Annotated in this window: 27 protein-coding genes; 17 read left to right on the top strand and 10 right to left on the bottom strand. The window is 67.8% G+C overall.

Features of this window, described 5'->3' with window-relative positions; all coding sequences use genetic code 11:
• Nucleotides 1-124: 124 nt before the first annotated feature.
• Entirely contained in the window at nt 125-706 is a 582-nt protein-coding gene (locus K3F48_RS05120; RefSeq protein WP_222574346.1) for a hypothetical protein, read from the top strand.
• Between the two features lie 144 nt (nt 707-850).
• On the opposite strand, the gene dnaN is transcribed toward K3F48_RS05120, so the two are convergent.
• Nucleotides 851-1,969, bottom strand: a complete 1,119-nt coding sequence (dnaN, locus tag K3F48_RS05115) for a DNA polymerase III subunit beta (RefSeq protein ID WP_222574345.1) — start codon at nt 1,967-1,969, stop codon at nt 851-853.
• 189 nt (nt 1,970-2,158) lie between these two features.
• Between dnaN and K3F48_RS05110 the strand changes: the two genes are divergently transcribed.
• From K3F48_RS05110 to K3F48_RS05090, 5 genes are all read left to right on the top strand, one after another.
• Nucleotides 2,159-2,425: a type II toxin-antitoxin system Phd/YefM family antitoxin gene (locus K3F48_RS05110; RefSeq protein WP_222574344.1), complete on the top strand. Its 267-nt coding sequence runs from the start codon at nt 2,159-2,161 to the stop codon at nt 2,423-2,425.
• Nucleotides 2,422-2,862 carry a hypothetical protein gene (locus K3F48_RS05105; protein WP_222574343.1) on the top strand — a complete coding sequence of 147 codons (441 nt, stop codon included), beginning with the start codon at nt 2,422-2,424 and terminating at the stop codon, nt 2,860-2,862. Before K3F48_RS05110 ends, K3F48_RS05105 begins: the two co-directional genes overlap by 4 nt.
• A gap of 6 nt (nt 2,863-2,868) precedes the next feature.
• Nucleotides 2,869-3,480, top strand: coding sequence for a ClpX C4-type zinc finger protein (locus K3F48_RS24825; RefSeq protein WP_370631359.1), 612 nt, complete (start codon nt 2,869-2,871; stop codon nt 3,478-3,480).
• Between the two features lie 275 nt (nt 3,481-3,755).
• Nucleotides 3,756-5,975 carry a transglycosylase domain-containing protein gene (locus K3F48_RS05095; RefSeq protein WP_222574342.1) on the top strand — a complete coding sequence of 740 codons (2,220 nt, stop codon included), beginning with the start codon at nt 3,756-3,758 and terminating at the stop codon, nt 5,973-5,975.
• Between the two features lie 187 nt (nt 5,976-6,162).
• Nucleotides 6,163-6,621 carry a hypothetical protein gene (locus K3F48_RS05090; RefSeq protein ID WP_222574341.1) on the top strand — a complete coding sequence of 153 codons (459 nt, stop codon included), beginning with the start codon at nt 6,163-6,165 and terminating at the stop codon, nt 6,619-6,621.
• Between the two features lie 46 nt (nt 6,622-6,667).
• On the opposite strand, the gene K3F48_RS05085 is transcribed toward K3F48_RS05090, so the two are convergent.
• The 3 genes from K3F48_RS05085 to K3F48_RS05075 form a co-directional block, all read right to left on the bottom strand.
• The gene (locus tag K3F48_RS05085; protein WP_222574340.1) at nt 6,668-7,372 is read right to left on the bottom strand and encodes a glutamine amidotransferase; all 705 of its coding nucleotides are present in this window, start codon (nt 7,370-7,372) and stop codon (nt 6,668-6,670) included.
• Between the two features lie 287 nt (nt 7,373-7,659).
• The gene (locus K3F48_RS05080; protein WP_222574339.1) at nt 7,660-8,565 is read right to left on the bottom strand and encodes a hypothetical protein; all 906 of its coding nucleotides are present in this window, start codon (nt 8,563-8,565) and stop codon (nt 7,660-7,662) included.
• 233 nt (nt 8,566-8,798) lie between these two features.
• Entirely contained in the window at nt 8,799-9,236 is a 438-nt protein-coding gene (locus tag K3F48_RS05075; protein WP_222574338.1) for a Rieske 2Fe-2S domain-containing protein, read from the bottom strand.
• A gap of 187 nt (nt 9,237-9,423) precedes the next feature.
• Here K3F48_RS05075 and K3F48_RS05070 point away from each other — a divergent pair, with 187 nt between their 5' ends.
• From K3F48_RS05070 to K3F48_RS05045, 6 genes are all read left to right on the top strand, one after another.
• Complete coding sequence (locus tag K3F48_RS05070) at nt 9,424-9,705, top strand: hypothetical protein (protein WP_222574337.1); 282 nt, start codon at nt 9,424-9,426, stop codon at nt 9,703-9,705.
• A 117-nt stretch (nt 9,706-9,822) separates the two neighbouring features.
• Nucleotides 9,823-10,794 carry a zinc-binding alcohol dehydrogenase gene (locus K3F48_RS05065; protein WP_222574336.1) on the top strand — a complete coding sequence of 324 codons (972 nt, stop codon included), beginning with the start codon at nt 9,823-9,825 and terminating at the stop codon, nt 10,792-10,794.
• Between the two features lie 12 nt (nt 10,795-10,806).
• Nucleotides 10,807-11,205: a 6-carboxytetrahydropterin synthase gene (locus tag K3F48_RS05060; protein WP_222574335.1), complete on the top strand. Its 399-nt coding sequence runs from the start codon at nt 10,807-10,809 to the stop codon at nt 11,203-11,205.
• Nucleotides 11,202-12,236: a glycosyltransferase family 4 protein gene (locus K3F48_RS05055; RefSeq protein WP_222574334.1), complete on the top strand. Its 1,035-nt coding sequence runs from the start codon at nt 11,202-11,204 to the stop codon at nt 12,234-12,236. Before K3F48_RS05060 ends, K3F48_RS05055 begins: the two co-directional genes overlap by 4 nt.
• Nucleotides 12,237-12,325: 89 nt before the next feature.
• Nucleotides 12,326-12,982, top strand: a complete 657-nt coding sequence (locus K3F48_RS05050) for a pentapeptide repeat-containing protein (RefSeq protein ID WP_222574333.1) — start codon at nt 12,326-12,328, stop codon at nt 12,980-12,982.
• Between the two features lie 317 nt (nt 12,983-13,299).
• Complete coding sequence (locus K3F48_RS05045) at nt 13,300-13,884, top strand: TIGR02281 family clan AA aspartic protease (RefSeq protein ID WP_222574332.1); 585 nt, start codon at nt 13,300-13,302, stop codon at nt 13,882-13,884.
• Between the two features lie 19 nt (nt 13,885-13,903).
• Here the strand turns inward: K3F48_RS05045 and K3F48_RS05040 are convergent, their stop codons facing one another.
• Nucleotides 13,904-15,058 (bottom strand): DUF3611 family protein, encoded by a 1,155-nt coding sequence (locus K3F48_RS05040; RefSeq protein ID WP_222574331.1) that lies wholly within the window; start codon nt 15,056-15,058, stop codon nt 13,904-13,906.
• A 123-nt stretch (nt 15,059-15,181) separates the two neighbouring features.
• Here K3F48_RS05040 and K3F48_RS05035 point away from each other — a divergent pair, with 123 nt between their 5' ends.
• Both K3F48_RS05035 and K3F48_RS05030 read left to right on the top strand, forming a co-directional pair.
• A complete protein-coding gene (locus tag K3F48_RS05035; RefSeq protein ID WP_222574330.1) occupies nt 15,182-16,570 on the top strand; it encodes an MmgE/PrpD family protein in 1,389 nt (462 codons plus the stop codon).
• A complete protein-coding gene (locus K3F48_RS05030; RefSeq protein ID WP_222574329.1) occupies nt 16,567-17,388 on the top strand; it encodes a phosphosulfolactate synthase in 822 nt (273 codons plus the stop codon). Before K3F48_RS05035 ends, K3F48_RS05030 begins: the two co-directional genes overlap by 4 nt.
• 43 nt (nt 17,389-17,431) lie before the next feature.
• Here K3F48_RS05030 and K3F48_RS05025 read toward each other — a convergent pair whose 3' ends face one another.
• Together K3F48_RS05025 and serB are read right to left on the bottom strand one after the other, a co-directional pair.
• A complete protein-coding gene (locus K3F48_RS05025) occupies nt 17,432-17,824 on the bottom strand; it encodes a GtrA family protein (protein WP_222574328.1) in 393 nt (130 codons plus the stop codon).
• A gap of 6 nt (nt 17,825-17,830) precedes the next feature.
• Complete coding sequence (gene serB, locus K3F48_RS05020) at nt 17,831-18,775, bottom strand: phosphoserine phosphatase SerB (RefSeq protein WP_222574327.1); 945 nt, start codon at nt 18,773-18,775, stop codon at nt 17,831-17,833.
• A 30-nt stretch (nt 18,776-18,805) separates the two neighbouring features.
• On the opposite strand from serB, the gene miaA reads away from it, so the two are divergent.
• Complete coding sequence (gene miaA, locus K3F48_RS05015) at nt 18,806-19,726, top strand: tRNA (adenosine(37)-N6)-dimethylallyltransferase MiaA (RefSeq protein ID WP_222574326.1); 921 nt, start codon at nt 18,806-18,808, stop codon at nt 19,724-19,726.
• Nucleotides 19,727-19,777: 51 nt separating this feature from the next.
• Here miaA and K3F48_RS05010 read toward each other — a convergent pair whose 3' ends face one another.
• Nucleotides 19,778-20,980: an MFS transporter gene (locus K3F48_RS05010; RefSeq protein WP_222574325.1), complete on the bottom strand. Its 1,203-nt coding sequence runs from the start codon at nt 20,978-20,980 to the stop codon at nt 19,778-19,780.
• 25 nt (nt 20,981-21,005) lie between these two features.
• Nucleotides 21,006-21,836, bottom strand: coding sequence for an RMD1 family protein (locus K3F48_RS05005; RefSeq protein WP_222574324.1), 831 nt, complete (start codon nt 21,834-21,836; stop codon nt 21,006-21,008).
• Between the two features lie 149 nt (nt 21,837-21,985).
• Between K3F48_RS05005 and fdxA the strand changes: the two genes are divergently transcribed.
• Together fdxA and K3F48_RS24215 are read left to right on the top strand one after the other, a co-directional pair.
• The gene (gene fdxA / locus K3F48_RS05000) at nt 21,986-22,324 is read left to right on the top strand and encodes a ferredoxin FdxA (RefSeq protein ID WP_222574323.1); all 339 of its coding nucleotides are present in this window, start codon (nt 21,986-21,988) and stop codon (nt 22,322-22,324) included.
• Between the two features lie 427 nt (nt 22,325-22,751).
• Entirely contained in the window at nt 22,752-24,503 is a 1,752-nt protein-coding gene (locus tag K3F48_RS24215; protein ID WP_255608337.1) for a CarD family transcriptional regulator, read from the top strand.
• Nucleotides 24,504-24,623: 120 nt separating this feature from the next.
• Here the strand turns inward: K3F48_RS24215 and K3F48_RS04990 are convergent, their stop codons facing one another.
• Nucleotides 24,624-25,493 carry an RNA polymerase factor sigma-32 gene (locus tag K3F48_RS04990; RefSeq protein WP_222574322.1) on the bottom strand — a complete coding sequence of 290 codons (870 nt, stop codon included), beginning with the start codon at nt 25,491-25,493 and terminating at the stop codon, nt 24,624-24,626.
• Nucleotides 25,494-25,603 lie beyond the last annotated feature (110 nt).

Below are 25,603 nucleotides of genomic sequence, written 5' to 3'. Positions count from 1 at the left end.
TCTGGTGTCGAAGGCACAATAAGCGGGCCCCAAAACTGCAGAGCGCCCGCCAGACGTTTCGTCAGCCTCGAGCAAGAAGGCCGTCGTAAGGTATTTCCGATATCAATTGGAGCTTTGCAAGATCATGCATGTCTCTAGCTCGAATAGTCGTTATCTTTTCCTGCCACAGCGCTCGTCGACGCAGAGCAACGACTCATCGACGAATTATGATCAGGATGCGCTCGCAGGCGCCCCGCCAACGCAACAAGAGCTACGAACCGGCTTTTTCGGAAGCTCCCGCGCTCGATTGGATTCCGTAGCGGCGACTGGCGGCTACGTCATTAACGAACTCTCGTATCTGACGGCTTCGGACATCGATCTGATCAAACGCACGACCGGCGTCACCGTAAAGGACGGCGGTTATTATGATAGCGACGGCAATCGCTTGGGCATGCACAGCGATAGCCACGGAAATCTATTGGATCCTCATCCGGGCCAAACCAAAGCGGCGGAAGATTTGGCATTTTCTCTTTCGGAACTGAGAATGAGCGGCGGAATGCAAGGCGATGCGAGCCTGAAACATGGCCGCAAGATCACGACGGATGATTTAGAAATATACTTGAAAGGATATGCCGCCGCGAAAGCCTCAGGTCAGAACAACATCTATGTTCCCGATGCGGACGCCATCAAAGAAGCCGAAAAGATACTCGCATCCGACCAGATCTGAACCGAATCTTGCTCTCGGCGAAAGAGCGTCACGCGGCGAAATTCCAGCCTTTCAAAGCTTCTACTGGATCGAGCCGCGCGTATTGGAGAGCCTGCGCAGCGGAGCTTCGAGACGCCCCCGCCGCGCGGCGTGAAAGGCGAAGCCTCACACCCGCATCGGCATCAGCACATAGAGCGCGCTCGCCCCGTCGCGGTCCTGGATCAGCGTCGGCGAGCCGGGATCGGCGAGGCGGAACAGCGCCGTGTCGCTGTCGAGCTGGTCGGCGATGTCGAGCAGATAGCGGGAGTTGAAGCCGATATCGATCGGCGGGCCGTCATAATCGGCCTCGATCTCCTCCACGGCCGAGCCCTGGTCGGGATTGGTCACCGACAGCACCAGCCGCCCCTCGCCCAGAGCGAGCTTCACCGCCCTGCCCCGCTCGGACGAAATGGTGGAGACGCGATCGACCGCCTCGCGGAACGCCGCGCGCTCGACGGTGAGGCGCTTGTCGTTGCCCGCGGGAATGACGCGGCCGTAATCGGGGAAGGTGCCGTCGATCAGCTTGGTCGTCAGCACCGTCTCGCCGAAGGAGAAGCGCATCTTGTTGACCGACAGCTCGATCTCCACCGCTCCTTGCGCGTCCTCGACGAGGCGCAGCACCTCGGCGACCGCCTTGCGCGGCAGAATGACGCCCGGCATTCCGGCCGCCCCCGCCGGCGCCGGCAGCTCGACGCGGGCGAGGCGATGGCCGTCGGTGGCGACGGCGCGCAGCAGCTGATGGCCCTCGACCTCGGTCGCATGCAGGTAGATGCCGTTGAGGTAATACCGCGTCTCCTCGCTGGAGATGGCGAATTGCGTCTTCAGGATCAGCTTTTTGAGGTCGGTCGGCGCGAGCTGGAAGCGATGCGAGAACTCGCCCGAGGTGACATCGGGAAAATCGCTCTCGGGCAGGCTCTGCAACTGAAAGCGCGACCGGCCCGAACGCAGCAGGAACAGCCCCTGCTCGCCGGTCCCCTCGAGCGAGACCTGCGCGCCCTCCGGCAGCTTGCGGACGATGTCATAGAGAGTATGGGCGGGAAGCGTCGTCGCGCCCTTTTGCGGAATCTCGGCCGGGGCCTTCTCGGTGATCTCGAGGTCGAGGTCGGTCGCCTTCAGCAGCAGGCCGCCTTCGGCCGCGTCGAGCAGCACATTGGCGAGGATCGGAATGGTCGTGCGCCGCTCCACCACCCGGTGAACATGCCCGAGCGCACGCAGCAGCGCCGCCCTTTCGATGGTGATCTTCATAGCGCTCTACCCGTGCCGCCCTTCGAATTATAAGAGCCGGACTTTGACAAGCCCTGGCGCGTCGCGCAAGAGGCGGCTCCGGCCAGACCGGCTCCGCGACCGGGACCCTCGCGGGATCGGCCCTCTCGCTCTCGACAATCTCATGCAGATTGCATAGATTATGCGATATGCATGAAAAGAGGGCGACACGTGCTCAAAGTCTCCGCCGCTGATTTTCAACGCAACATCGGACGCTATCAGGACCTCGCGCTGCGCGAGCCTGTCGCGGTGACGCGGAATGGGCGCGAGAGCTGCGTGCTGCTCTCGGTCGATGAATACCGGCGCTTGAAGCGCCGCGACCGCCGCGTTCGGCTGGTCGAAGAGCTGAGCGACGAAGAGATTGCGCTGATCGCCAAGGCGGAAGTCCCCGCCGGCTATGAGCATCTCGACGAAGAGTTGAAAGACTGGAATCCGTGAGCTGGCCAGCTCCCTGTCCCGGTCTGGTTATCCGTTACTCCTATCTATGGGAGCGGGAGGCGCGCGAAGGAAGGGAAGAAGGCGTGAAGGACCGTCCCTGCGCCGTCGTCGTCGTTCTCGCGGGCGAAGCCGGCGAAGCGCCGCTCGTCGGCGTCCTGCCGATCACCCACACGCCGCCCGTGGATGCGACTGAAGCCGTCGAAATTCCAGCCATCACCAAGCAGCGCCTCGGGCTGGATTCCGAACGATCGTGGATCGTTCTGACGGAGACGAATGATTTCGTCTGGCCGGGACCAGATTTGCGCCCTGCCGTCAACGGCGATCTTTCCAGCATCGTCTACGGAATGCTGCCGCCGCGCTTCTTCGCCCATGTCCGCGAGAAGGTGGTGAGCATGCATCGCCTGCGCCGCCTGCGCCGCGTAGCGCGCACGGAATAGCCGCAGATGTCGCGCCTGTCTGTTGCGCGCCGGATGCGCTTGAAAAGCGCGCGTCGCGAGCGGCTTGCTCCCGAACTGCTACACCATCGGAGGGGACACGACCTCGAAATTCGCACGCGAGGGGCATTTTGCGCAGAAACCATTGGTGTAAAATGCTTTTCTAGCCGCACCTGCGCGGCGGCGATAGACCAACGTCCTGTCGTCAGGACCGCCTTGACAATATGTCAGGTTATGCTTTACAGTCAGGTTAAGCCTGACGGAGGCCCCATGAAACTGCCACTCAAGACAGGTCTGTGCTGCTCCTTCTGCGGCAAGTCGGAACGCCAAGTCGCCAAGCTGGCGGCCGGTCCCGGCGGCATACACATTTGCGACGAATGCGTGGAAGCCTGTCGCCTCTTCATGAGCGGAGAGGCGGCGTTGCCGCGCGATTTCGAGCCGACGAACTGGCCGACCGAGCGATTGCTCGACGTGCTCGGCCCCTTGAACGCGACGGCGGAGGCGCATCGTCGTCACCTCGGCGAAGTTGTTGACGCTCTGCGAGCGCGAGACATCAGTTGGGCGGCAATTGGCGAAAAGCTCGGCGTTTCGCGTCAGACGGCTTGGGAGCGGTTCGGTTAAAGCTACTCCGGCGGCCCGTCGGAGTCGCATTATTGCCCGCGCCACGCATCGGGCGTGGGCTTTTGCATGCGCCAGCGCCTCGCTCACGTGGGTGCGAGCTTTCGAGCAAAATCTGCGTTGCGTCGCGTCGAATTCGCGGGCGAGCCTTTTCCGGGAGGCCGCGCGAGCCGATCCCCTCCCGCCACGCTTTACCGGCCCTTAAATCGGCCGGTTTAAATCTATCCTCGCGCAGGACCCATCGGAAGCAGCGGAGCGCCGAAGGCGGCGAGCGACCCATGACGCGCGAGAAGCGGCGACGCGAGCCACGATTCGCGGAGGACGGGCCCGGCGATCTTCGCGCCGACCCCAATGAGAGAATCGGCATGGCGAAACGCAAGGCCAAGGCCCCGGCCGCGACGGAGGCTCCCGCGCCCCCTCCGCCCAAGCGCCGCGGGGGCTCGCTGCTCGGCGGCCTCGTCTATTGGGGCCTCGTCGGCTCCATCTGGGGCGTGATCGGCGCCGCCGGCCTCACCGCCTATCACGCCGCGCAGCTGCCGCCGATCGACACGCTGGCGGTGCCCAAGCGGCCGCCCAACATCGCCATTCTGGCCGCGGACGGCTCGCTGCTCGCCAATCGCGGCGACACCGGCGGCGCCGCCGTGCGCATCAAGGACCTGCCCGCCTATCTGCCCAAGGCCTTCGTCGCCATCGAGGACCGGCGCTTCTACTCGCATTGGGGCATCGATCCGGTCGGGATCGGCCGCGCGCTGACGCGCAACATCGTCGGCCATGGCGCCATGCAGGGCGGCTCGACGCTCACCCAGCAGCTGGCCAAAAATCTGTTCCTCACCCAGGAGCGGACGGTCTCGCGCAAGATCCAGGAGGCGATCCTCGCGCTCTGGCTCGAGCACAAATATTCGAAGGACCAGATCCTCGAGCTCTATCTCAACCGCGTCTATTTCGGCTCCGGCGCCTATGGCGTCGAGGCGGCGGCGCAGCGCTATTTCGGCCATCCGGCGAGCGCCGTCACCCTCGCCGAATCCGCCGTGCTGGCCGGGCTGATGAAGGCGCCGAGCAAGCTCGCGCCCGACCGCAACCCGGAAGGCGCGAGCGAGCGCGCGGGCCAGGTCGTCACCGCAATGGCCCAGGAGGGCCATATCAGCGAGGCGATGGCCAAGGCCGCCCTCGCCCATCCGGCGCGCGCGCGCCGCGAGCAGGCCGGCGGCTCGGCCAATTACGCGGCCGATTATGTGATGGACATGCTCGACGACACGATCGGCGCGATCGATCAGGACATCGTCGTCACGACGACGCTGGACCGCCGCCTGCAGGACGCCGGCGAAAAGGCGCTCGCCGACGAGCTCGACAAGAAGGGCGACAAGTTCGGCGTCACCCAGGGCGCGCTCGTCGCGCTCGATCCCAATGGCGCGATCCGCGCCCTCGTCGGCGGCCGCAATTACGCCGACAGCCAGTTCGACCGCGCCGTCGCCGCCAAGCGCCAGCCGGGCTCCGCCTTCAAGCCCTTCGTCTATCTCGCCGGGCTGGAGCACGGGCTGACGCCGGACACGATCCGCGAGGACGGCCCGATCAATGTGAAGGGCTGGCAACCGGAGAATTATAGCCGCGAATATTTCGGCCCCGTCTCGCTGACCAAGGCGCTCGCGCTGTCGCTCAACACCGTCGCGGTGCGGGTCGGGCTCGAGGTCGGCCCCAAGACAGTGGTGAAGACGGCGCACCGGCTCGGCGTCGTCTCGGAGCTGCAGCCCAACGCCTCGATCTCGCTCGGCACGTCGGAAGTGACGCCGCTGGAGCTCGTCGCCGCCTACGCCCCCTTCGCCAATGGCGGCATCGGCGTGCAGACCCACATCATTTCCCGGGTGCGCAGCGCCTCCGGCAAGCAGCTCTACGCCCGCAAGGGCTCGAGCAACGGCCGCGTCATCGAGCCGCAACATGTGGCGATGATGAACATGATGATGGAGGAGACGCTCTCCACCGGCACGGCCCGCAAGGCGGAGCTGCCGGGCTGGCGCGCGGCCGGCAAGACCGGCACCAGCCAGGATTTCCGCGACGCGTGGTTCGTCGGCTACACGCCGCATCTCGTCGCCGGCGTCTGGCTCGGCAATGACGACAACTCGCCGACGAAGAAGGTCTCCGGCGGCAATCTGCCGGTCGAGGTGTGGAGCCGCTTCATGAAGGCGGCGCATCAGGGCGTGCCGGTCGCCGCGCTTCCTTCGGGGATATGGCGGCAAGCCTCCGCCTCGCGAGCCGACAGCGCCTCGCCCTTCGCGCCGCTGCTCGGACTGTTCTCCTCCGACGAGCCCGCCGAGCAGCCGGCGCCGCGACGCACGGCGCGCGACGCGCGCGCGGCGAGGACCGCCGACGCGGAGGATCCGAACGCCGTGCATGGACTCGAGGCGCTGCTGCCGCCGGCCGACATCCCGGAGCAGCGGTCGCGGCCGCGCCGGGCCGCGCCGGCCGAAGAGAAGAACATCTTCGAGAAGCTGTTCGGCGGCTAGTGGCCTGCGTCATCGATTTTGATGGGCTTCGAGAGCGCGCCTGAAGGCTCGCTCGTTTTTCTCCGCCCGCTTCGCGCGTAATCATGAGATTGTCGGCACGACTATTGCGACCCTCTGCCCAAAAGTCCTTTCCGCATGTCGCTTTTGTCGCAAAGACGGCATGCCTAGCGAAGGAGGAGTAGGCGATATGAGACTGGCGGAGGCTTTCGCGTCGGCGACGCTCGACGACATCAAGGCGGCGCTCGACGGCGGAAAACTGGTCCTATACTCGACCGGCCGTCCGGTGGGTCCGGACCATGCGATCACCCGCAGCGAGGCGCTCGCGACCTTCACTTTCGCCTCGCCGGCCTTCAACGGCGACGCGGCGTCGTTCGCCGAGGGGACGGTGATCGCGACGGCGATCGGCACGCCCGGCTGGGCGCGCCTGTCGAAGGCGGATGGCGCGCCGGTGGCCGATCTTTCGGCCGGCCCGGGAGCGACGGAGATCAAGCTCGCGAGCGTTTCGGCGACCAAGGATTTCCCGCTCACCATCACCTCGGTGACATTCGGCGCCGCCGAGACGGTCGAGTGGGCGAAGACGGAATTCGGCCACGTGTTCCAGACCAATCACGAGAACCCGTTCCGCAAGGTGTCGGTGCGCGGCTGAGCGCGCCCTCGCCCGGCGGCGTCCCCGACGCCGCCGGGTCTCGCCCTCAAAGGGCGATCTCGCGCAGCCAGCGCGACAGGAACCGCCGCGCGCGGACGCGCAGGCCCGGCGCCTTCTCCGCCGCATCGGCCCTGAGGGCGGGCACAGAGACATTCGCCGCCGCGAGTTCCGCCGCATGGCCGATGAGCCAACTCTCGAGGCCCTCCGCTTCGACCTCGGGATGAAACTGCAGGGCGAGGCCGCGACGGCCGACCGCAAATGCCTGATTCTCGTACAGCCGGGAGGATGCGAGCCGACATGCGCCGGCCGGCAAGTCGAAGGTGTCGCCGTGCCAGTGCAGCACCTCCGCCTCCGGCTCGACCAGCTCGCGGAGCGCGCTCTCGGCGCCGTCCGCCGTCAGCGCGATCGGCGCGAAACCAATCTCCTTGCCCGCCGCGCCGGGAAACACTTTCGCGCCGAGCGCCGTCGCCATCAGCTGGCTGCCGAGGCAGACGCCCAGCGTCGGCGCGTCCCGAGCGAGGCGGCGCCGCAACAGGGCGATCTCGTCGGCGAGAAAAGGATAATCGTCGCTCTGGTAGACGCCGATCGGGCCGCCGAGCAGGATGAGCAGATCGGCCGCGTCCGCGTCGGCGGGAAGCGCATCGCGTCCCGCCTCGACATAGCGGACGCCATATCCGGCCTCGGCGAGCGGCTCGGCGAAGGAGCCGAGATCCTCGAACGCCACATGCCGCAGGACAAGCGCCTTCTTCATCGGCTCCCTCCGTCTGACGCCGGACGCGCCGAGGGGACGGCCGCGGCCCTGAGAATCGACCGGCGTCTCGAGCACTCTCCGATCGACCGGACTCGTTCGATCGATCAAAGAATTCGCTCGAAATCAAAAAAGCTGGAGCAGTTGTCGATCCATTCGGATCGACAACTGCTCTAAGCAGAAATTACGACGAACGGGAACCCTAATTCCCGCCACCGGACGCAGAAAGGCGAGACGCCGAACGAGGCGCGGCGCCTCGACTTTGATCAGGTCCGCGCGAAGCGGCCGCGTCAGCCGCGCCGAGATCCCTGCGCCTGCAAATCCTTCAGGAAAGCGTCGACGCTCGATTGCGCGGCGCTCGTGTCGCCGTTCTGGGCTTGCGCGATCAGCGATCTCAGATCGTCGATGATCGTAGACGAGGACGAAGAGGAGGACGAGGCGTCGCTGGCCTGCTCGGTCGAGGAGGTTCCGAGCAGAGCGGCGAGGTCGCCGTCGAGGCTCGTCGCCGCGGACTTCGCCGCGGAAGCATCGCCCGACTGCACCGCATCGAGCAAAGTGGCGAGATCGGAGACGAAGGACGACGCCGTCGACGAGGAGTCGGAGGTCGCGCTCGACGATGCATAACCACCGTCTGCCGGAGGCGGAGGCGGAGGCGGAGGCGGCGCGCTCAGATGGCTCTCGATCCCGCTCGCGATGGTCTGAGCGCCGCTGGAATCTCCAGACTGCACGGCCGAGACCAGCGATTGAAGATCGGTGAGGAACCCCGATTGCTCGACGGCGTCGGACTCGCTCGATCCGGTCAGAGCCGCCAATTGCGTCTGCATGTTCGCAGCCGCCGAGGACGCCGCCTCCGTGTCTCCGGACTGGACCGACTGAAGCAGCGCCGCGACCGCCGAAGCGAAGGAGGACGCGCCGCTCGCGCTGGATTGCCGGCTCGACGCCGTCGCGCCCGAGGCCGAGGAAGAAGCGTCGATCTGCGCGAGAACGCCCGCCAGACCATCTGAGGCGGAATCGCGAAACGAACTCATCCCGGCCGGATCGGACGCGGGCGAAAATCCCGCTTGCTGCAAGCCGCTGGCCGCGCCCGCCGCCTGAGCCGCCAAGTCGGTGATGGACTTCTCGAGATCCTTGTCGGTCTTGGTTTGTTGATAGAGTGAAGTCAACGCGTGTGAAGAGTTGAGGCTCGATATCGTCATTCTGCTTCTCCTTCCCGAGGGGAGACGACGCAGGAAATTCGGGCGAGAGCCTTACCTAGACCTTGCATCCACCAGCAAAAAATTCGTCGATACATCGTTCGATTACAATGACCGGGTTATTTGTCTAGGTCATGTCTGGCAATTCTGAAATATTGCCGGTCTATACCCGCCGGAAGGGCGAGGCGAGTTGCGCGCAGGTTCGGCGCGCCGAACCTGCGACGTCCCGACCCCGCTCAGTCGGAAGTGATGACGACTTCCGGATAAAGATCCTTCTCCTCGCGGTCGAGGCCGTCCTCTTCGGCGATCTGCACGCCGGCGATGCACACCTCCTCCTCGTCGATCACCAGTTCGACTTTCTCGAGTTGCGCGCCGACGCAAGGGCCGTCGTTGCAGACGCCGGTCGGAATGTCGAATTGCGCGCCATGCTTGCCGCAGAGCAGGAAGCGCTGCGTCGGATCGAAAAAGGATTTCGGCTCGAAGTCGAGCCGACTGTCCTGATGCGGGCAGCGATTCACATAGGCGTAATATTTGCCGACATGACGGACGATGACGATCGGAAAGGGAACGGTTTTCCCCTCCTCGTTGACGCGGGCCAGCACATAGCCGACCGCCCGCCGCTTGGCGACGTCGTTCACGTGGCAAACGGCGAAGATTTCGCGAACCGGCTCCATACCGCCTCCTGTTGCTTACAGCCGTTCCAAAGACTGCTCGGGGCCAAGCAATCTCGGCGCCGCAGCCGCAGCGGCGCGGACTGTGCGCCAGCGCACGCTCGCCTGCCCGCCCGAGGCTTAGAAGCCCAGTCATAGACGAATTGACGGCGGGCCGCGGAGCCCGCGCCGAGACCCGGGGGGAAAGTCCATGACCTTCGCCATGACCGAACTTGCTTCTCGTCCCGTCCAGATCGGCTCCGCCGTGCGGATGTCGCTGGCTCTGCTCGCCGTGATCGCAGGCCTTTCGGCAGGCAAGGCGCTGCTCGCCCGCGGCCTCGCGACGCCGACCGCGGCAAATCCGGCGCCCGTCGCGAAGATGCAGCGCGACGCCTCGGCCGAGGATCGATGCAGGACGGTCGAGGTCGAGATCGACGAAGGCTATGGCGTGCGCGGTCACATCACCCGCCGGGTCTGCCGCAAGGCGGGGTGAGCCGCGCGGCCGCAGCCGACGCTTTTTTAGATTTGGAGCGAATTCTGATCGATCGAACGACTCCGTTCGATCGGAAGCGCCCTAGCCTAAAGGCAAGACTAAGTTTATAGATTAGATATGACTGACGCGCGATCCCTCTGGCACGAAGCGCCGCGCGCCGCCGCGATCCGCAGCACGCCGCTCCCGCCGCTCGGCCCGGGCGAGGCGCGCGTGCGGACGTCGTGGAGCGCGGTGAGCCGCGGCACCGAGCGGCTCGTCTTCGAAGGCCGCGTTCCGCCCTCCGAATGGACGCGGATGCGCGCGCCCTTTCAAGAAGGGGCATTCTCCTTTCCGGTGAAATACGGCTATTGCGCCGTCGGCGCGATCGAAGAGGGTCCGCGGGAGCGCCTCGGCGAGATCGTGTTCTGCCTCCACCCGCATCAGGACCGCTTCGTCGCGCCACTCGACATGCTGCGGCGCGTCCCCGCCGACGTGCCGCCACGCCGCGCGACGCTCGCGGCCAATATGGAGACGGCGCTGAACGGCCTCTGGGATTCGGGCGCGGGACCAGGCGATCGCATCATCGTCGTCGGCGCCGGCGTGCTCGGCCTGCTCGTCGCCGCCCTCGCCGCGCGCCTGCCCGGCGCCGAGGTCACGGTCGTCGACCGCGAGCCGCGCGGCGATATCGCGCAAAGCCTCGGCGCGCGCTTCGCCTCGGCCGGAGATTTCGCGCCCGGCGGAGACGCCGATGTGGTGTTCCACGCCAGCGCCTCGTCGGAAGGGCTGGCTCTCGCGCTCGACGCCGCCGGGCCCGAGGCGGCCGTCGTCGAGCTCTCCTGGCACGGCGCGGGCGCGGTCGCCGCCCCGCTCGGCGGCGCCTTTCATGTCCGCCGGCTGCGTCTCCTCTCCTCGCAGGTCGGACAGGTGGCGCCCTCGCGGCGACCGCGCTGGAGCTATGCGCGCCGCCTCGACAAGGCGCTGGAGCTGCTCGCCGACCCGCGCCTCGACGCGCTGATCACCGAGGAGATCGCCTTCGAAAACGCGCCGCAGGAGCTGCCGCGCGTGCTCGCGCCCGGCGCGGGCGGCCTCGCCACTCTTTTTCGCTACTGAAGGAAACAGCCCATGTACGCCGTCGAGGTGCGCGACCACATCATGATCGCCCATAGTTTCCGCGGAGAGCTGTTCGGCCCGGCGCAGAGGCTGCACGGCGCGACCTTCGTCGTCGACGTCGCCTTCTTCCGCGAGGCGCTGACCGAGGACGCCGTCGTCGTCGACATCGGCCGCGCCCATGAGGCGCTGAAGGCGACGCTCGCCCCCCTCGCCTATCGCAATCTCGACGAGCTCGAGCAATTCGAAGGCAAGCAGACCACGACCGAATTTCTGTCGAAGCATATTTTCGACGCCATGGCGGAGGCCGCGCGCACGGGCGCGCTGGGGCCGGGCGGCGACGGCGTCTCCCGCATCCGCGTCACGCTGCACGAAAGCCATGTGGCCCGCGCCTGGTTCGAGGGGCCGGTGTGACGCGCATTCTGTTCGCCGTCCCCGGCGACATCGAGACGCCGAGCGGCGGCTATGGCTATGATCGGCGCGTGCTGGCGGCGCTTCCCGGCGCGACCCATCTGGCTTTGCCCGGCGCCTTTCCGCATCCGAGCGCGGCCGATGCCGCCGCCGCCGTCGCGGCGATCGAGGACGCGCGGCGGGACGGCGACGTCGTGCTGATCGACGGGCTCGCCTATGGCGCGCTGCCCGCCGCCGCGATCGGCCGGATCGGCGCGCCGATCGTCGCGCTCTGCCATCACCCGCTCTGCCTCGAGACGGGACTCGACGCGAAAGTCGCCGCGGCGCTGCGCGACAGCGAAACACAGGCGCTCGCCCTCGCCGCCCGCGTCATCGTCACCAGCGCCCATACGGCCGCGCTGCTCGCCGCCGATTTCGGCGCGCCGCCACATAAAATCATCGTCGCTCCGCCGGGAACGGATGAAGCGCCGCGCGCGCGCGGTTCGGGGAGCGCGCCGGCGCTGCTCGCCGTCGGGTCGATCATTCCGCGAAAGGCCTTCGACCTGCTCGTCGACGCGCTCGCCGATCTCGCCGATCTCGACTGGCGCCTCACGATCGCCGGCAGCCTGCGCGCCGACACGGCGACCGCCGCCGCGCTGCGCCGGAGGATCGACGCGGCCGGCCTCGCCGGGCGCGTCGTTCTGACGGGCGCGCTGCCGGAAGCCGAGATCGCCGCGCTCTATGCGAAAAGCAATGTCTTCGTCTCGTCGTCGCTCTATGAAGGCTATGGCATGGCGCTCGCGGACGCGCTGGCGCGCGGCCTGCCGATCATCACGACGACGGGCGGCGCCGCGGCCGAAACCATTCCCGACGCCGCCGCGCTGAAAGTTCCTCCCGGAGATCGGCGAGCGCTGCGCGCCGCCCTGCGCCTCGTCCTCGTCGACCACGAGCTGCGCGCGCAGCTCGCCGACGCCTCCTGGACCGCCGCCGGCGCGCTTCCGCGCTGGGAGGACACGGCGCGCATGATCGAGGAGGCGGCGCGCGCCGCGGCCTGAAGCCGTCGCCGCCTGCTTCCGGTTTTTCCCTTGCTCGGGAAAATCTCTCCCATTGCATGGGTCGATCGCGCGGTCGATGGTCCCTGTTCATGAAAGAAACGCCGCCATCGTCACGACGTCGAACGCCGCTCGCGCTCCGATCGTTCGTCACTCTCTGCTGCTTTCTCCCGCTCGCCGCCGCCGCGTCCGAGCTGACGCGCGCCGAGATCGAGCAGCGTCTGGCGCAGCGCAAGGACGGCCCGGCCGACTTCGCCGACCGCGATCTCTCCGGCGCCGACCTCCACGGACTCGATCTCTCCGGCGCGGATTTCTTTTCGGCGCGCCTGACCAACGCCGATCTCGCGGGCGCCGATCTGACGGGAGCGAATTTCACGCGCAGCGAGCTGCAGAACGCGAATTTCCGCGGTGCCGATCTCCATGGCGCGACGCTCTATGCCGCTCTGCTCGACAACGCCGACTTCACCGGCGCGAATTTGACGCGCGCGCGCATCATCGGCGGCGGACGGGGCGTGAAGTTCACCAGGGCGAAGCTGACCGACGCCGATCTCGGCGCCGACCCCGCCAACCAGGGAATGGTTCCCGTCCGGGCGGAGCTGCCCGAAGCCAATTTCGACGGGGCTGATCTCACCCGCGCCAATATGACCCACGCGGTTCTGACATCCGCGAGCTTCACGGGCGCGATCGTCACCGACGCGCGCTTCGATTACGCCGTGCTCGACGGCGCCAATATCACCCTGATGCGCTGATCAGGGCGATCGGGTGAAGGATAAATTCCCCATCCCTCGTCCTGAGGAGCCGCCGCAGGCGGCGTCTCGAAGGACGGCCGCGAGGCGAAATCAAAGGTTTCTCCCCGTTGCCGTCCTTCGAGACGCCCGCTTCGCGGGCTCCTCAGGACGAGGGCGACAGGGCTTTTGTCCTTCACGCCATCGCTCCGGATGCGCCGAGAGCGCCGCTCCCAGCGATTATCGCCGGCGCATAAAATTCGAGGCGTCCGCTTAAAGGAGGCGCAGGCTCTGCGCCTTAGCCTCCCGGCCTCATTGCGCCCCGCCCGAGGCTTTCGCCCATGCTCGCATCCGTGTTGAAGTCCGCGATCGGCGCCCTCGCCGCAGCCTTCGTCCTCGCACAGCTGTCCATGGTCTATTTGTCGCGCGTTCAGCACAAGGCGTCGGAGGCTCCTGTGGCGCAGCCGGCGAGGCAAGCCTCCGCCTCCCGAGCCTCCGCTTCCCAAGCCTCCGCTTCCCAAGCCTCCGCTTCCTATGTCGCGCCGTCGCCGCTCCGCAGCGAAGCGACGATCGCCGCCGACCGGCTCGGCCAGTTTGCAACCGAAATCGAAGTGAATGGCGCGCGCGTGCATATGCTGGTCGACACGGGCGCGAGCTCGGTGGTGCTCTCCTATGACGACGCCTCGGCCGCCGGCTTCTTTCCTTCGCCGGCCGATTTCAAATATTCGGCGCAGACCGCCAATGGCGTCTCGCGCATGGCGCGCGTGCGGCTGCGACAAATGCGGCTCGGCGCCATCGCGCTCGACAATGTCGACGCCTATGTCGCCGACCGTGGAGCGCTCGGCGCGAGCCTGCTCGGCATGACCTTCCTCTCCCGCCTGTCGCATTTCGAGGTCGCCTCCGGCCGCATGATCCTGCGCCAGTAGCGAGTCCACGAAACCCGCGTCACGTCCGCTGCGTCGGCGGGCGCGCCGTCGCATAGCGGTAGCGCGCCTGCGTTGCGCCGGCCGCGAGCCAGGCCGCGACGCCCGCGCCGACGAAATGCGCGAGCAGAAGCGCGAAATTCACCAGCAGAACGAAGACGTCGAGCGCGCGGATGATCTTGGTCGGATCGGTGATCGCGATGCCGGGCGGCTGCGACACGGTCTTGGCGATCAGCAGCGAAATGCTCAGCGACACGCCGATGAAGGAGACCACCGTGCCGGCAAGGCCGATCAGCAGCCCGATGGAGAGAAACCAGAAGGCGCTCGCGCGTCCCTCGCCCAGATAATCGGCGCGCTCGGCGACGACGCGCGCCGCGCGCGTGTAGTAATAGGCGAGCGCGGTTGCGATGCAGAGCAGAACGAAGCCGTAGAAGCTCCAAGAAATCGCATCGCCGAAGCCCGACACGCTCGGGCTGAAGGCGCGGCCCGAAGTCGCAAATTGCAGCAGCACGCCACTCGCCAGCGCTATGGCGAGCTGAACCCAGAACTGAAGCCAGCCGAGCAGGCGCAAGCGGCCGGCAAGGCCGGTCGCCGCGGCAGGGGCGGGCGCGACCGGCGCCGGAACGACGGCGCGCGGCGGCCGAAAGCGGCTCGGCGCCCAGACGGCGAGATGCGCGGCGATGGCGACGGCCAGCAGAAAGGCGAAAAAGCGGTGGAGGGCGAGAAAGGCCTCCGACGCTCTCGTCGCGCCGAAGCCCGCGGCGCCGGCGAGATCGCCGAAGCGCCCGAGCGCCTGCGCGAGCGGCGGATCGGCGAGATCGGAAACCGGAAGCGGCGCGCCGAACACATGCAGCGGCGCGCCGCTGAACGCCGTCCATAGCGCGCCGGTCGCGACCATGGCGACGAAGGACAGATAGAGCGTGAGCTCCGAGGCGGCGCCGACGGCGCGCCGCCATCGCGGCCAATGCGCGGGATAGGGCGGCGGCGGCGCGACGACGCGCAGCACGATCGCCGCGAGCAGCGCCGCCGCCGCCAGCACGCCGAGGGAAACGTGGAGGGCAGAGAGCGTCGCCCGCAGCGGCGGCGACGCAAAGGCGGCGAGCCAGCCGAGCGCCAGCAGCACGAGGCTGGCCGCGAGCAGCAGCACGAAAACGGCGCGGGCGATATTGGAGCGCATTTTGAGACATCCGATCGAAATCGCGTGGCGGCGACGCTGGCGGTCAATTTCTCAGATAGATCGCCGCCGCCTTGATTCGAGGCCGCGCGGCGCCAGATTCGCTCTCTTCGGAGGACGCACGCCATGACCAAGGTCGAGGCGCTCGCGGATTTCGTCGCCGCGGCGCGGCTCGGCGACATGAGCGAGGCCGCGCGGCGGCAACTGAAAATCCGCGTCCTCGATACGCTCGGCGTCGCCATCGGCGCGCTTCGAACGCCGCCCATGGCGGCTATTCGCCGCATGATCGACGAGCAGGGCGGCGCGCCGCTCGCGACGCTGATCGGCGGCGGCCGCAGCGCGACGGATCGCGCCGCCTTCTACAATGGCGCGCTCTCCCGCTATCTCGATTTCATGGACAGCTATCTCGCCCCCGGCGAGACCTGCCACCCGTCCGACAATCTCAGCGCCGTGCTGGCGGCGGCGGAGACCAGGCGGGCGAGCGGCGCGGATTTTCTCACGGCGCTCGCCGTCGCCTATCAGGTGCAGACGCGCCTCAGCGACGTCGCGCCAGTGCGCGCGCGCGGCTTCGATCACACGGTCCAGGGCGCCTATGCGGCGGCGGCCGGCGTCGCCAGAGCTCTCGGCTCGTCGCGCGAGGAAATCGCCAACGCCATCGCCATCAGCGGAACCGCCAATAATGCGCTGCGCGTGACCCGCACCGGCGCGCTCTCGCATTGGAAGGGCCTCGCCTATCCCAATGTCGCGATGGCGGCGACGCAGGCGGCGCTGCTAGCAGAACAGGGAATCACCGGCCCGGCGGAAGTCTTCGAGGGCAACAAGGGCTTCGAGGAGACCATCGCCGGCCCATTCGACATCGATTGGCGCGAGGAGGATCTCGAGCGCGTGCTGCTGACCATCGTCAAAAAGCACAATGCCGAGATTCATTCGCAATCGGCGATCGACGCGGCGCTCGACATTCGCGCAAAGCCCGGCTTTCGGGCCGATCGGGTGAAGGAAATCCGCGTCGAGACCTTCGCCGTCGCGTTTCAGATCATCGGCGGCGGCGAAGAAGGCGACAAGCGCGTCGTGCGCAACAAGGAGGAGGCCGACCACAGCCTCCCCTATATGGTGGCCGTGGCGCTGCTCGACGGAGAGCTGCAGCCCGAGCAATATGCGCCGCAGCGCATTCTCGCCGAGGATGTGCAGACTCTGCTGCGCAAGGTGAAGGTCGCGCCCTCCGAAGAGCTGTCGGCGCGGTTCCCGCAATCCTTGCCGGCGCGGCTCGAGGCGGAGCTCGAGAATGGCGCGATCTTTTCCGCCGCGCGCTATGACTATCACGGCTTTTTCACCGACCCCTTCGACTGGCGCGCCGCGCGCGAAAAATTCGACCGCGTGGCGCACGCCCATGCGGATGCGGCCTTGCGCGACGCCATCGCCGATGTCGTGGCGACGCTCGAGCGGCGCGAGATCGCCGAGCTGACCGCGCTGCTCGCCAAGGTCGGCTCGGCGCAAAGCAAAAGGACGACGCCATGAGCGAGACGTGCTTTTCCTTCATCCCCCGCGCCATGCGCACGCAGAAGCCGCGCCGGCGCGGCGTCACCGAGATCCGCGGCCCCTATTACAGCGCCTATGGACGCCGCCATCTCGCCGATCTGTTCGAGACCATGGGCGCCTGGATCGACGGCGTGAAATATGCCGGCGGCTCCTTCGCGCTGATGCCGCCGGAGGCGGTGAAGAGCTTCAACAAGACCGTCCACGACCATGGCGCTTATGTCTCGACCGGCGGCTGGATCGAGAATGTGCTGCGCTTCGGCCCCGATGCGGCCTCCCGCTATATCGACGAGGCGAAGGCGCTCGGCTTCGACGTGATCGAAATTTCCGCCGGCTTCATCAGCCTGCCGACCGAAAGCCTGCTGCGGCTCGTGGGCATGGTCAAGAAGGCGGGGCTGAAGGCCAAGCCGGAGGTCGGCATTCAGTTCGGCGCGGGCGGAAGCACCTCCGCCGAAGAGCTCGCCGCCGAAGGAACCAAGGATGTCGGCTGGCTGATCGCGCAGGCCGAGCGCGCGCTCGACGCCGGCGCCGACATCGTGATGATCGAGAGCGAAGGCATTACCGAAAATGTGACGAGCTGGCGCACCGACGCGGCGGCGCGCGTCATCGACAAGCTCGGCCTCGAGAATGTGATGTTCGAGGCCGCCGATCCGCCCGTGTTCGAATGGTACGTGAAGAACTACGGCAATGAGGTCAATCTCTTCGTCGACCACAGCCAGATCGTGCAGCTCGAGGCGCTGCGCCAGGGCATTTGGGGCACCATGAGCACATGGGGCCGCATTCAGAATATCGGCGGATGAAAGAGTGAGTGGGCGCTACTCCCTACTCACTCCTGCCTACTCCCTACTCCCCCACTGCCCCCGTGCGGAACGTCCACAGCCGATTGGCGACGAACGACCAGAAGAAGACGATTCCCGTCGTCGCCATCTGCGCCGGCAGATAAGGCGCGCCGAGCCGGGCGACGAAGACGTCCATGAAGACGTAAGTGAGGCAGAAGCCGATGAAGGCCACGAGGGCGAAACGCCAGCCCGCTTCCTCATGCGGGCGGTCGCTCGCGAAAGTGTGACGGCGATTGAGGCCGTAGGAGACGATTCCCCCGACGACATAGCCGCACAGCGCGGCGGTCACCGGCGGCCGATGAGCGAGTTCCACCAGGGCGACCAGCACCGCGTAATGCAGCAGCGTGGCGACGACGCCGACGAGCGCGAACACGGTGATCTGGCGGGGAAGCGACATGCGTCGTCACTTCGCATGTTTCGCGCGGAGAGGCGAGGGCTGCTGGAGCTCGACGATATCCGCGCGGCGAAAGCCCTGCGCGTACAGCAGCGCCGTGAGATCGGCGCGATCGATGCGCGCGCCCGCCGCGGCGGCGACCTTGGGCTTTGCGTGAAAAGCGACGCCGAGGCCGGCGGCGGCCAGCATGTCGAGATCATTGGCGCCGTCGCCCACCGCGAGCGTCGCCTCGCGCGGCAATGCGCGCGCCGCCCGCAGCGACTCGAGCGCGGCGAGCTTGGCCCCTGCCCCGGCGATCGGCGGCGTCACGGCGCCGGTCAGCCGGCCCTCGCGCGTCTCCAGCCGATTGGCGCGCGCTTCGTCGAAGCCGAGGCGCGCGGCGATCCGCTCGGCGAAACAAGTGAAGCCGCCGGTGACGAGAGCGGCATAGGCGCCATGCGCGCGCATGGTCGCGACCAGCGCCGAGGCGCCGCGCGTAAAAGTCACGCGCTCGCGCAGGATCGTGTCGACGATCGCGACGTCGAGGCCGGCGAGCAGCGCGACGCGCTCGCGCAGGGCCGCCTCGAAATCGAGCTCGCCGCGCATGGCGCGGGCGGTGATCGGCGCGACGCGCTCGCGCAGCCCGGCGAATGCGGCGAGCTCGTCGACGCATTCCTGCTCGATCATCGTCGAATCCATGTCGGCGACGAGCAGCAGCTTGCGCCGCCCGGCCTTCCGCTGCACGACGACGTCCACTCCGCCCGCGTCCGCCGCCGCCTGCAGCGCCGCGCGGACCTGCGGCAGCGCGTCCGGCGCGAGCGCGAAGGTCACATCCGCCGCGACGCCCGGCTCCAGCCAGTCGATCGCGCCGGCCCCGACGGCCCCGCTCCACGCGGCGACGGCGCCCGCCGACAGCGGCGGGCCGTCCGCTGCGGCGATGAAGGTCGCGACATGCTCGACGGGCGCTTTTGACATTTCGCTCTTTTTGTCGTTGCGAAGGAGCCCATGAGGCGCGCCATTCTCATCGCAGGACCGACGGCGAGCGGCAAGTCCGCTCTCGCGCTCGCCATAGCCGCGCGCATCGGCGGCGTGGTCGTGAACGCCGATTCGATGCAGGTCTATCGCGACCTGCGCATTCTCACCGCCCGCCCGACGCCGGACGAGGAGGACAGCGTCCGCCATCTGCTGTTCGGCCATGTCGACGCGAGCGTGAACTATTCCGTCGGGCGCTGGCTCGAGGATTTTCGCGGCGCTCTCGACGCGCTGGAGCGGGAGGGCGCGACGCCGGTCGTCGCCGGCGGCACCGGCATGTATTTCAAGGCCGCGCTCTTCGGCCTCTCCGACATTCCGCCGGTCCCCGCCGCAATCCGCGAAGCGGTGCGCGCGCGAGCGGAGGCGCGCCCGCCGGAGGAGCTGCACGCGCTGCTCGCCGGGCGCGACCCCGAGACGGCGGCGCGGCTGCGCCCGACCGACCCGCAGCGCGTCCTGCGCGCGCTGGAAGTGCTCGAGGCGACGGGACGGCCGCTCGCCTCCTTCCAGAACGCGCGCATGGCGCCTCTGCTGGAGGAGGCCTCATGCCTCGCCTTCTTCCTCGCGCCGCGGCGGGAGGAGCTCTATGCGCGCATCGATGCGCGCTTCGACGCGATGCTCCGCCTCGGCGCGCTCGACGAGGTCCGTGCGCTCGGCGCGCGCGCGCTCGACCCCGCCTTGCCGGCCATGCGCGCGCATGGCGCGCCGCATCTGCTGCGCTTCATCGGCGGCGAGATGTCGCTCGAGGCGGCGGCCGCGCAGGGCAAGCTCGACACGCGCCATTACGCCAAGCGGCAATTCACCTTCGCGCGCCATCAGCTGCCGTCGTTCCGCTGGATCGACTCGGGCGAGACGGAAGCGGCGATCGAAGCGGCGGCGCGCTTCGCCGGCTCATAATGAGCGAGCCCGAAGGCTCGCGGTCCAGGGCCGCGCTTGGACCGCGAGCCTTCAGGCTCGCTCTTCTGATCCCTTCGATCTGGCTGACGCGAGCTGCTGGGCGTCTCTTTTGTCGGCGAGAGCGGCGATCGCGAGCAGCGACGCGCCGATGAGAGAGACGCCGGCGACGAGCGCATAGAAGAGGCCGAGCGGCGCCACGGGAGCGAGCGCGCCGAACAGAAAGGACGTCGAGCCGATGCCGAGGTTGAGCAGGCTCGCGTGATAGGAGTTGATCGTGCCGCGGAATTGCGCCGACATGCCGCTGAGGCGCGCATGATGGAGCGGGCCGCCGCAGCCATAGCCGAAGGCCCAGGGCAGGCCGATCAGGGCGAGCTGGAGCGCCGATTGCGCCGGAAGGGCGAAGGCGAGGACGCCGACGGAGGCGGCGAGGCAGGCGAGCGGCAAGGCCCGGTCGCCCAGCGCGTCGCTTATGCGCGGACCGGCGAGATTGCCGGCGATGGTGACGAGGCCGAAGAAGCCGGCCAGCAGCCCCGCATCCGTCGGCGAGAGCGCGAGCTTGCGCGCCGCCACATCGGCGACCACGACGCCGAAGCCCGCGATCCATCCGATCCACAGATAGCTCGCCGCGAGGCGCCGCAGGACGCCGGGCGTCGCCAGCGCGCTTCTGTGCGTCGCCGAGAAGGAGACGGGACCCGCCGCATGGGCTCGGCCGGCGCGAAAAACGCCGGAGACCGCGAGGAAGGCGAGCGCCGCGAGCAGGGCGAGAAGGTAATAAGCGGTGCGCCAGCCGCAACAATCGGCGACCCGGCCGGCGATCGACGGCGTGATCACGAAGGCCGACATCAGCCCGACGAACACCCGCGCGGTGCGGGAATCGACGTCGCGCGGCGCGGATGAATCGGCGATGAGCGACAACGCATTGGGCTGGATGATCGCGCCGCAGAGGCCGGCCAAGGCGGAGAGCGCGATCGCCGCCGGAAGATCGGGCGCGGCCGGCAGAGCGGCGCAGAGGACGGCATAGCCGAGCAGCCCGGCCTGCAGCGGCCGCTTGCGCCCGAGCCGGTCGGACACGGGCCCGGCGAGGATGGCGAAGCCGGCGTAGGCGAGGCCATAGGCGGCGGGAAGATAGGCGATGGCGGCCGGCGCGACGCCGAAATCGGGCGCCATCGCCGTCATCAGCGGGCCGGCGACGACCTCCGCCGAGCCGACGAGGAACAGCGCCGCCGCCAGCGCCGCGAGCTGGCCGAAGGTCATGCGCGCGCGTCCGGCGTCGCGGCTCTCAATGCGCCCGCTGCACGAACATCTGGACCAGGGTCAGCACGATCTCCGCGAGAATGAGCACGATGATCGTCGCCTCGAGCCTGACCGAGCGGTCGACGTCGATGATCTCGGTCAGCGCCCGCGCGGTCTCGCCGATCACCTCGATCTTCGCCTTCAGCGTCTGGCCGCGCGCCTCGAGCTCATATTCGTCCTCGAGACGCGCATAGAGGCGCTCGAGGTCGGGCCGGTCCCACAAAACGTCGGGCTTGTCCTCGACGGCGACGCGGCCGGAGACGCGATGCTGCACCAGCAGCGTCTGGCCGATCAGCTCCAGCATGGCGCGGCGCCCGGAGGGCGGACGGCCCTTGCCCGCGAGCTCGGCGGCGAAGGGCTCGATCGTGTCGAACACCGCGTTCACGCGCCGCTCGTCGCGCGCCAGCGCGACGCTCTTGGCCAAGGCGTCGGCGATGACCAGCAGGCGCTCGCCGGACGTGTCCTTGACCGCGAGCCGGCCATTGGCGAGCGAACGGTCGTCGCTCTCGGGCGAAATCTCCAGCACCAGCGTCTCGTCGTCGCTCTGCTCGGCGGCGCCGGCGACGCGCGCGCCGACCTTGGCGACGATCTCGTCCTCCTCGAGCGGCGTCAGGCCGAACAGCACCGCGACGCCGAATCGATAGAGCACGACGAAGCCGGATTGCCCGGCGGGAAAGGCCAGCGGCGACGTGGAGACGAGATCGGCGCGTTCGAGCCCTCCCGTGTCGATTCGGTCGCCGAGCAATAGGGCGCGCGCCGTCACGCAGCGCAGCGTCGGCGGCGCGGCAACCTCGGACATCGACTGCAAATTCGCCATGAGCGATTCCCTTCCGACCTCGTCCGGCAAGATATCACGCAGACCGGGAAAGAGGCGAGCCGACCCGCCGCGAACCGCTCGCGCTCGCCGAGCCGCTTGCGCGATTGCGACAAAAACGCTAGCAAGCCGGCGATGGTCGAGGATTCCCCATGCCTTATGTCGTCACGGAAAACTGCATCAAGTGCAAATATATGGATTGCGTGGAGGTTTGTCCGGTGGACTGCTTCTACGAAGGCGCCAACATGCTGGTCATCCATCCGGACGAATGTATCGACTGCGGCGTGTGCGAGCCCGAGTGCCCGGCCGAGGCGATCAAGCCGGACACCGAGCCGGACCTCGAGAAATGGATGGCGCTCAACGCCGAATATGCGCAGGTCTGGCCGAATGTGACGGTCAAGCGCGATCCGCCGGCGGACGCCAAGGAGTGGGACGGCAAACCCGGCAAGCTCGAAACGAGCTTCTCGCCCGAGCCCGGCCAGGGCGACTAGAGCGAAATCGTCCAAACGCGACATATTCGCCAGCAAATTCAAGCGCGACCGGCGCGATCAGGGTAACCATGCCGGAAGGCTGCGATGGGTTCCCTTTGATTTTCGCCGTCCCGCGTGATATACAAAGCATTAACGAATAGCGTTCGGGCGCTAAGGGGCGCAAATCCGCGTTTTGCCGGTCGGGAAAACGCGCGAGTCGCCGTGGCCGCCTGGAACCGAACGGGGATGGCGTCCGAGAGCGTCGAGGCGCGTCGGTTCCGAAGAGTGAAGCGTCGGGCTTTCGCCAGCCTAAAGTATGCGCGGTCGTTAGCGCTATCCTGGCCGGGGCGCGGCTTGCGCTCCGAGGCCACGTGGCTTTCCGTCCCGTCTCCACAGCGGGACAACATGTCCCGTCTCCACAGCGGGGCGACATAAGGAGTACCCGCGTATGCCCTCGAGCAAGAAGACTGCGAAAAACCGCAAGGCGCCGTCGAGCGCGAGGCGCGGCGCGAGGGATGCGGAAACCAAATCGGGCCGGTCGCAGATCACGAGAGTCGCCGCCGGCGAGCCGAGCGCTAAAAACAATTCGAGCGACACGGGCGTCAAGCGCGAAACGACCGCCAAGAGCGGCGCGAGCGCTAAGACGAACATGCGCGCCAAGGCCAACGCGAACGGCAAGGCCAAGGCGAGCGGCAAGGCGAAAAACGCCGGCGCGACGACGAAGGCGGGCGCGGCCAGCCGGACGGCGAAGGCGGCGGCCGCCAAAACGGCGAGGACCGCCGCATCCAAGACCTCGGCCCGCGCTGCGGCCTCGGCCCGGACGACCACGAAGTCGAACGGCGAGCGGTCCGCGTCGCGGACGACGGAGCGGGCGCGAAGCGCGGCCAAATCCGCCGAACGCACGGCGCGGGGAACAGATACGTCGCGCGCCTCTTCCGCCCGCAGCAAGGCGCGGAGCGCCGCTCGCGCGGCGGATCCGGCCGCGACGCAGAAGCAGGCGGGGATCGAGGACCGCGCGGCGCAGGGCGCTGTCGAAAATCGGCCCGTGGAGCAGCGGACCGAGGCGCCGGCCCCGGCGCGGCCCGGGAAAGCCGCGCCGCGCAAGAGCCCCGCTGGCAAGGCGAGCCCCGCTGGCAAGGCGCGCCCCGCTGGCAAGGCGAGCGCCGGCAAGCCGGGCGCGAACGAGGCTGGCGCGGATGCGCGCGTGGCGACGCCGCGCGCGGAAATCGGCGATCAGGTTACGGCCGCGGCGACGCCCGGCGCAATAGAGGAGGGTTCTCGAACGAAACCCGCGCGGGACAACTCGACCACCCCACCCACCGTCCAACCGGCAGCCTCCGTTCCGCCCGTCGCCCCGAGCGTCGGCGCAACGAACGAAAGCGCGGCGGCGACGCCCGTTTCACCTCCAGCTTCGAGCGACACTATTCCAGTGGCAAAAACGACACCCGGAAAGGCGATCAACGCCAAAACCTCGCCGGCGCAGAGAGCCGCGGTCCCCGCTCCGGCGGTCGCCGCGAGCCCGAGCCCGAGCCCGGCCCTTTCGCCCAAGGCCATGGTCGCGGCGCGCGCCGCAGCCGCCGCCCCCGCCAAGCCGGCGCCCGCCGTCAAGGCCAAGGCGCCGGCCGCCAAGCTGGGATTCAAGACGAATGAATTCATCGTCTATCCGGCCCATGGCGTCGGACAGATCATCGCGATCGAGACGCAGGAGGTGGCGGGCTTCAGCCTCGAGCTGTTCGTCGTCCATTTCGTCAAGGACAAGATGACGCTGAAGGTGCCGATCAGCAAGGTCGCCGCCGTCGGCATGCGCAAGCTCGCCGAGCCCGAGGTGGTGGACAAAGCGCTCTCGACCCTGACCGGACGCGCGCGCGTCAAGCGCACCATGTGGTCGCGGCGGGCGCAGGAATATGAGGCCAAGATCAACTCCGGCGATCTCGTCACCATCGCCGAGGTGGTGCGCGATCTCTATCGCTCCGACACCCAGCCCGAGCAGTCCTATTCCGAGCGGCAGCTCTATGAGGCGGCGCTCGACCGCATGGCGCGGGAAGTGGCGGCGGTGCGCAAGCTCATCGATTCCGAGTCGCTCAAGCTGATCGAATCCTTCCTGGCCAAGAGCCCGCGCCGCGGCCAGAAGAGCGACGACGGCGGAAGCGACCCGGCCGACGGGGACGGCGACGAGGACGATGTCGAGGCCGCCGCCTGAGCCTCGGGTTTCGACAAGGGGGAAAAACGAAAAGCGCGGCTCCTCGAGGGGCCGCGCTTTTCGTTTGGTTTCGTGACGCGAGTCTGAAGGCTCGTTCTCGAAAGAGCTCGGAGGCCCCTCCTACTCGGGCGCCGCCTGATCCTGCGCGCGGACGAGCGCCTTGCGCAATTTGCACAAGGCGCGGTTCTCGATCTGGCGGACGCGCTCCTTGGAGATGCCGAGCCGATCGCCGAGCGATTCCAGCGTCACCAGGCTCTCGCTGAGGCGCCGCTCCTGCACGATGCGCAGCTCGCGCTCCGAGAGCAGCTTCAGCGCGTCGGCGAGCCAGCGCGCGCGACGGTCGGAATCGAGCCGGTCCTCGACGATCTCGTCGGGCAGCGGCCGATCGTCGACGAGAAAATCCATGCGCTCGGCCGAGGTCGCCGAATCGTCCTCGATCAGCTGGCTGTTGAGCGAAATGTCCGAGCCCGCGAGACGGGAGTTCATCAGCTCCACATCGGCGCGCGAGACGCCGATCGCGCCGGCGATCGCTTGAAAAGCGTCGCTCGCCTCGGCGGCGGACTGCGGCGCATGGGCGAGCTTGGCGCGCAGCCGGCGCAGGTTGAAGAACAGCGCCTTTTGCGATGAGCTGGTGCCGCCGCGCACGATCGACCAGTTGCGCAGCACATAGTCCTGGATCGACGCCCGGATCCACCACGTCGCGTAAGTGGAGAAACGCACGTCGCGCTCCGGCGCGAAGCGGGCCGCGGCCTCCAGCAGCCCGACATGCCCCTCCTGCACCAGATCGGCGACCGGCAGCCCGTAGTGCCGAAACCGCACCGCCAGCGCGATGACGAGACGCATATGCGCCGAGGCGAGCTTGTGAAGCGCCTCGCCGTCGCGCCGGTCCTTCCAGGCAATCGCCAATTGCTTTTCTTCCTCGCGCTCGAGAAAAGGCGCTTCCATCGCCGCCTTGACGAGCTCGCGTCCAACTCCGGGCAAATACGCCATTAACGCCTCCGCGGGGCCTGTCGACGCGCGCAGAAAAAGCGATCGACCGAACATCGATCGATCTGACACGGTTTGCGCTATCGACGCCTGGCTCGAAGAGAATCTCGACG

Source organism: Methylosinus sp. Sm6, assembly GCF_019802345.1.
Taxonomy (GTDB): domain Bacteria; phylum Pseudomonadota; class Alphaproteobacteria; order Rhizobiales; family Beijerinckiaceae; genus Methylosinus.
This window is presented reverse-complemented; position numbering and strand designations above follow the sequence as displayed.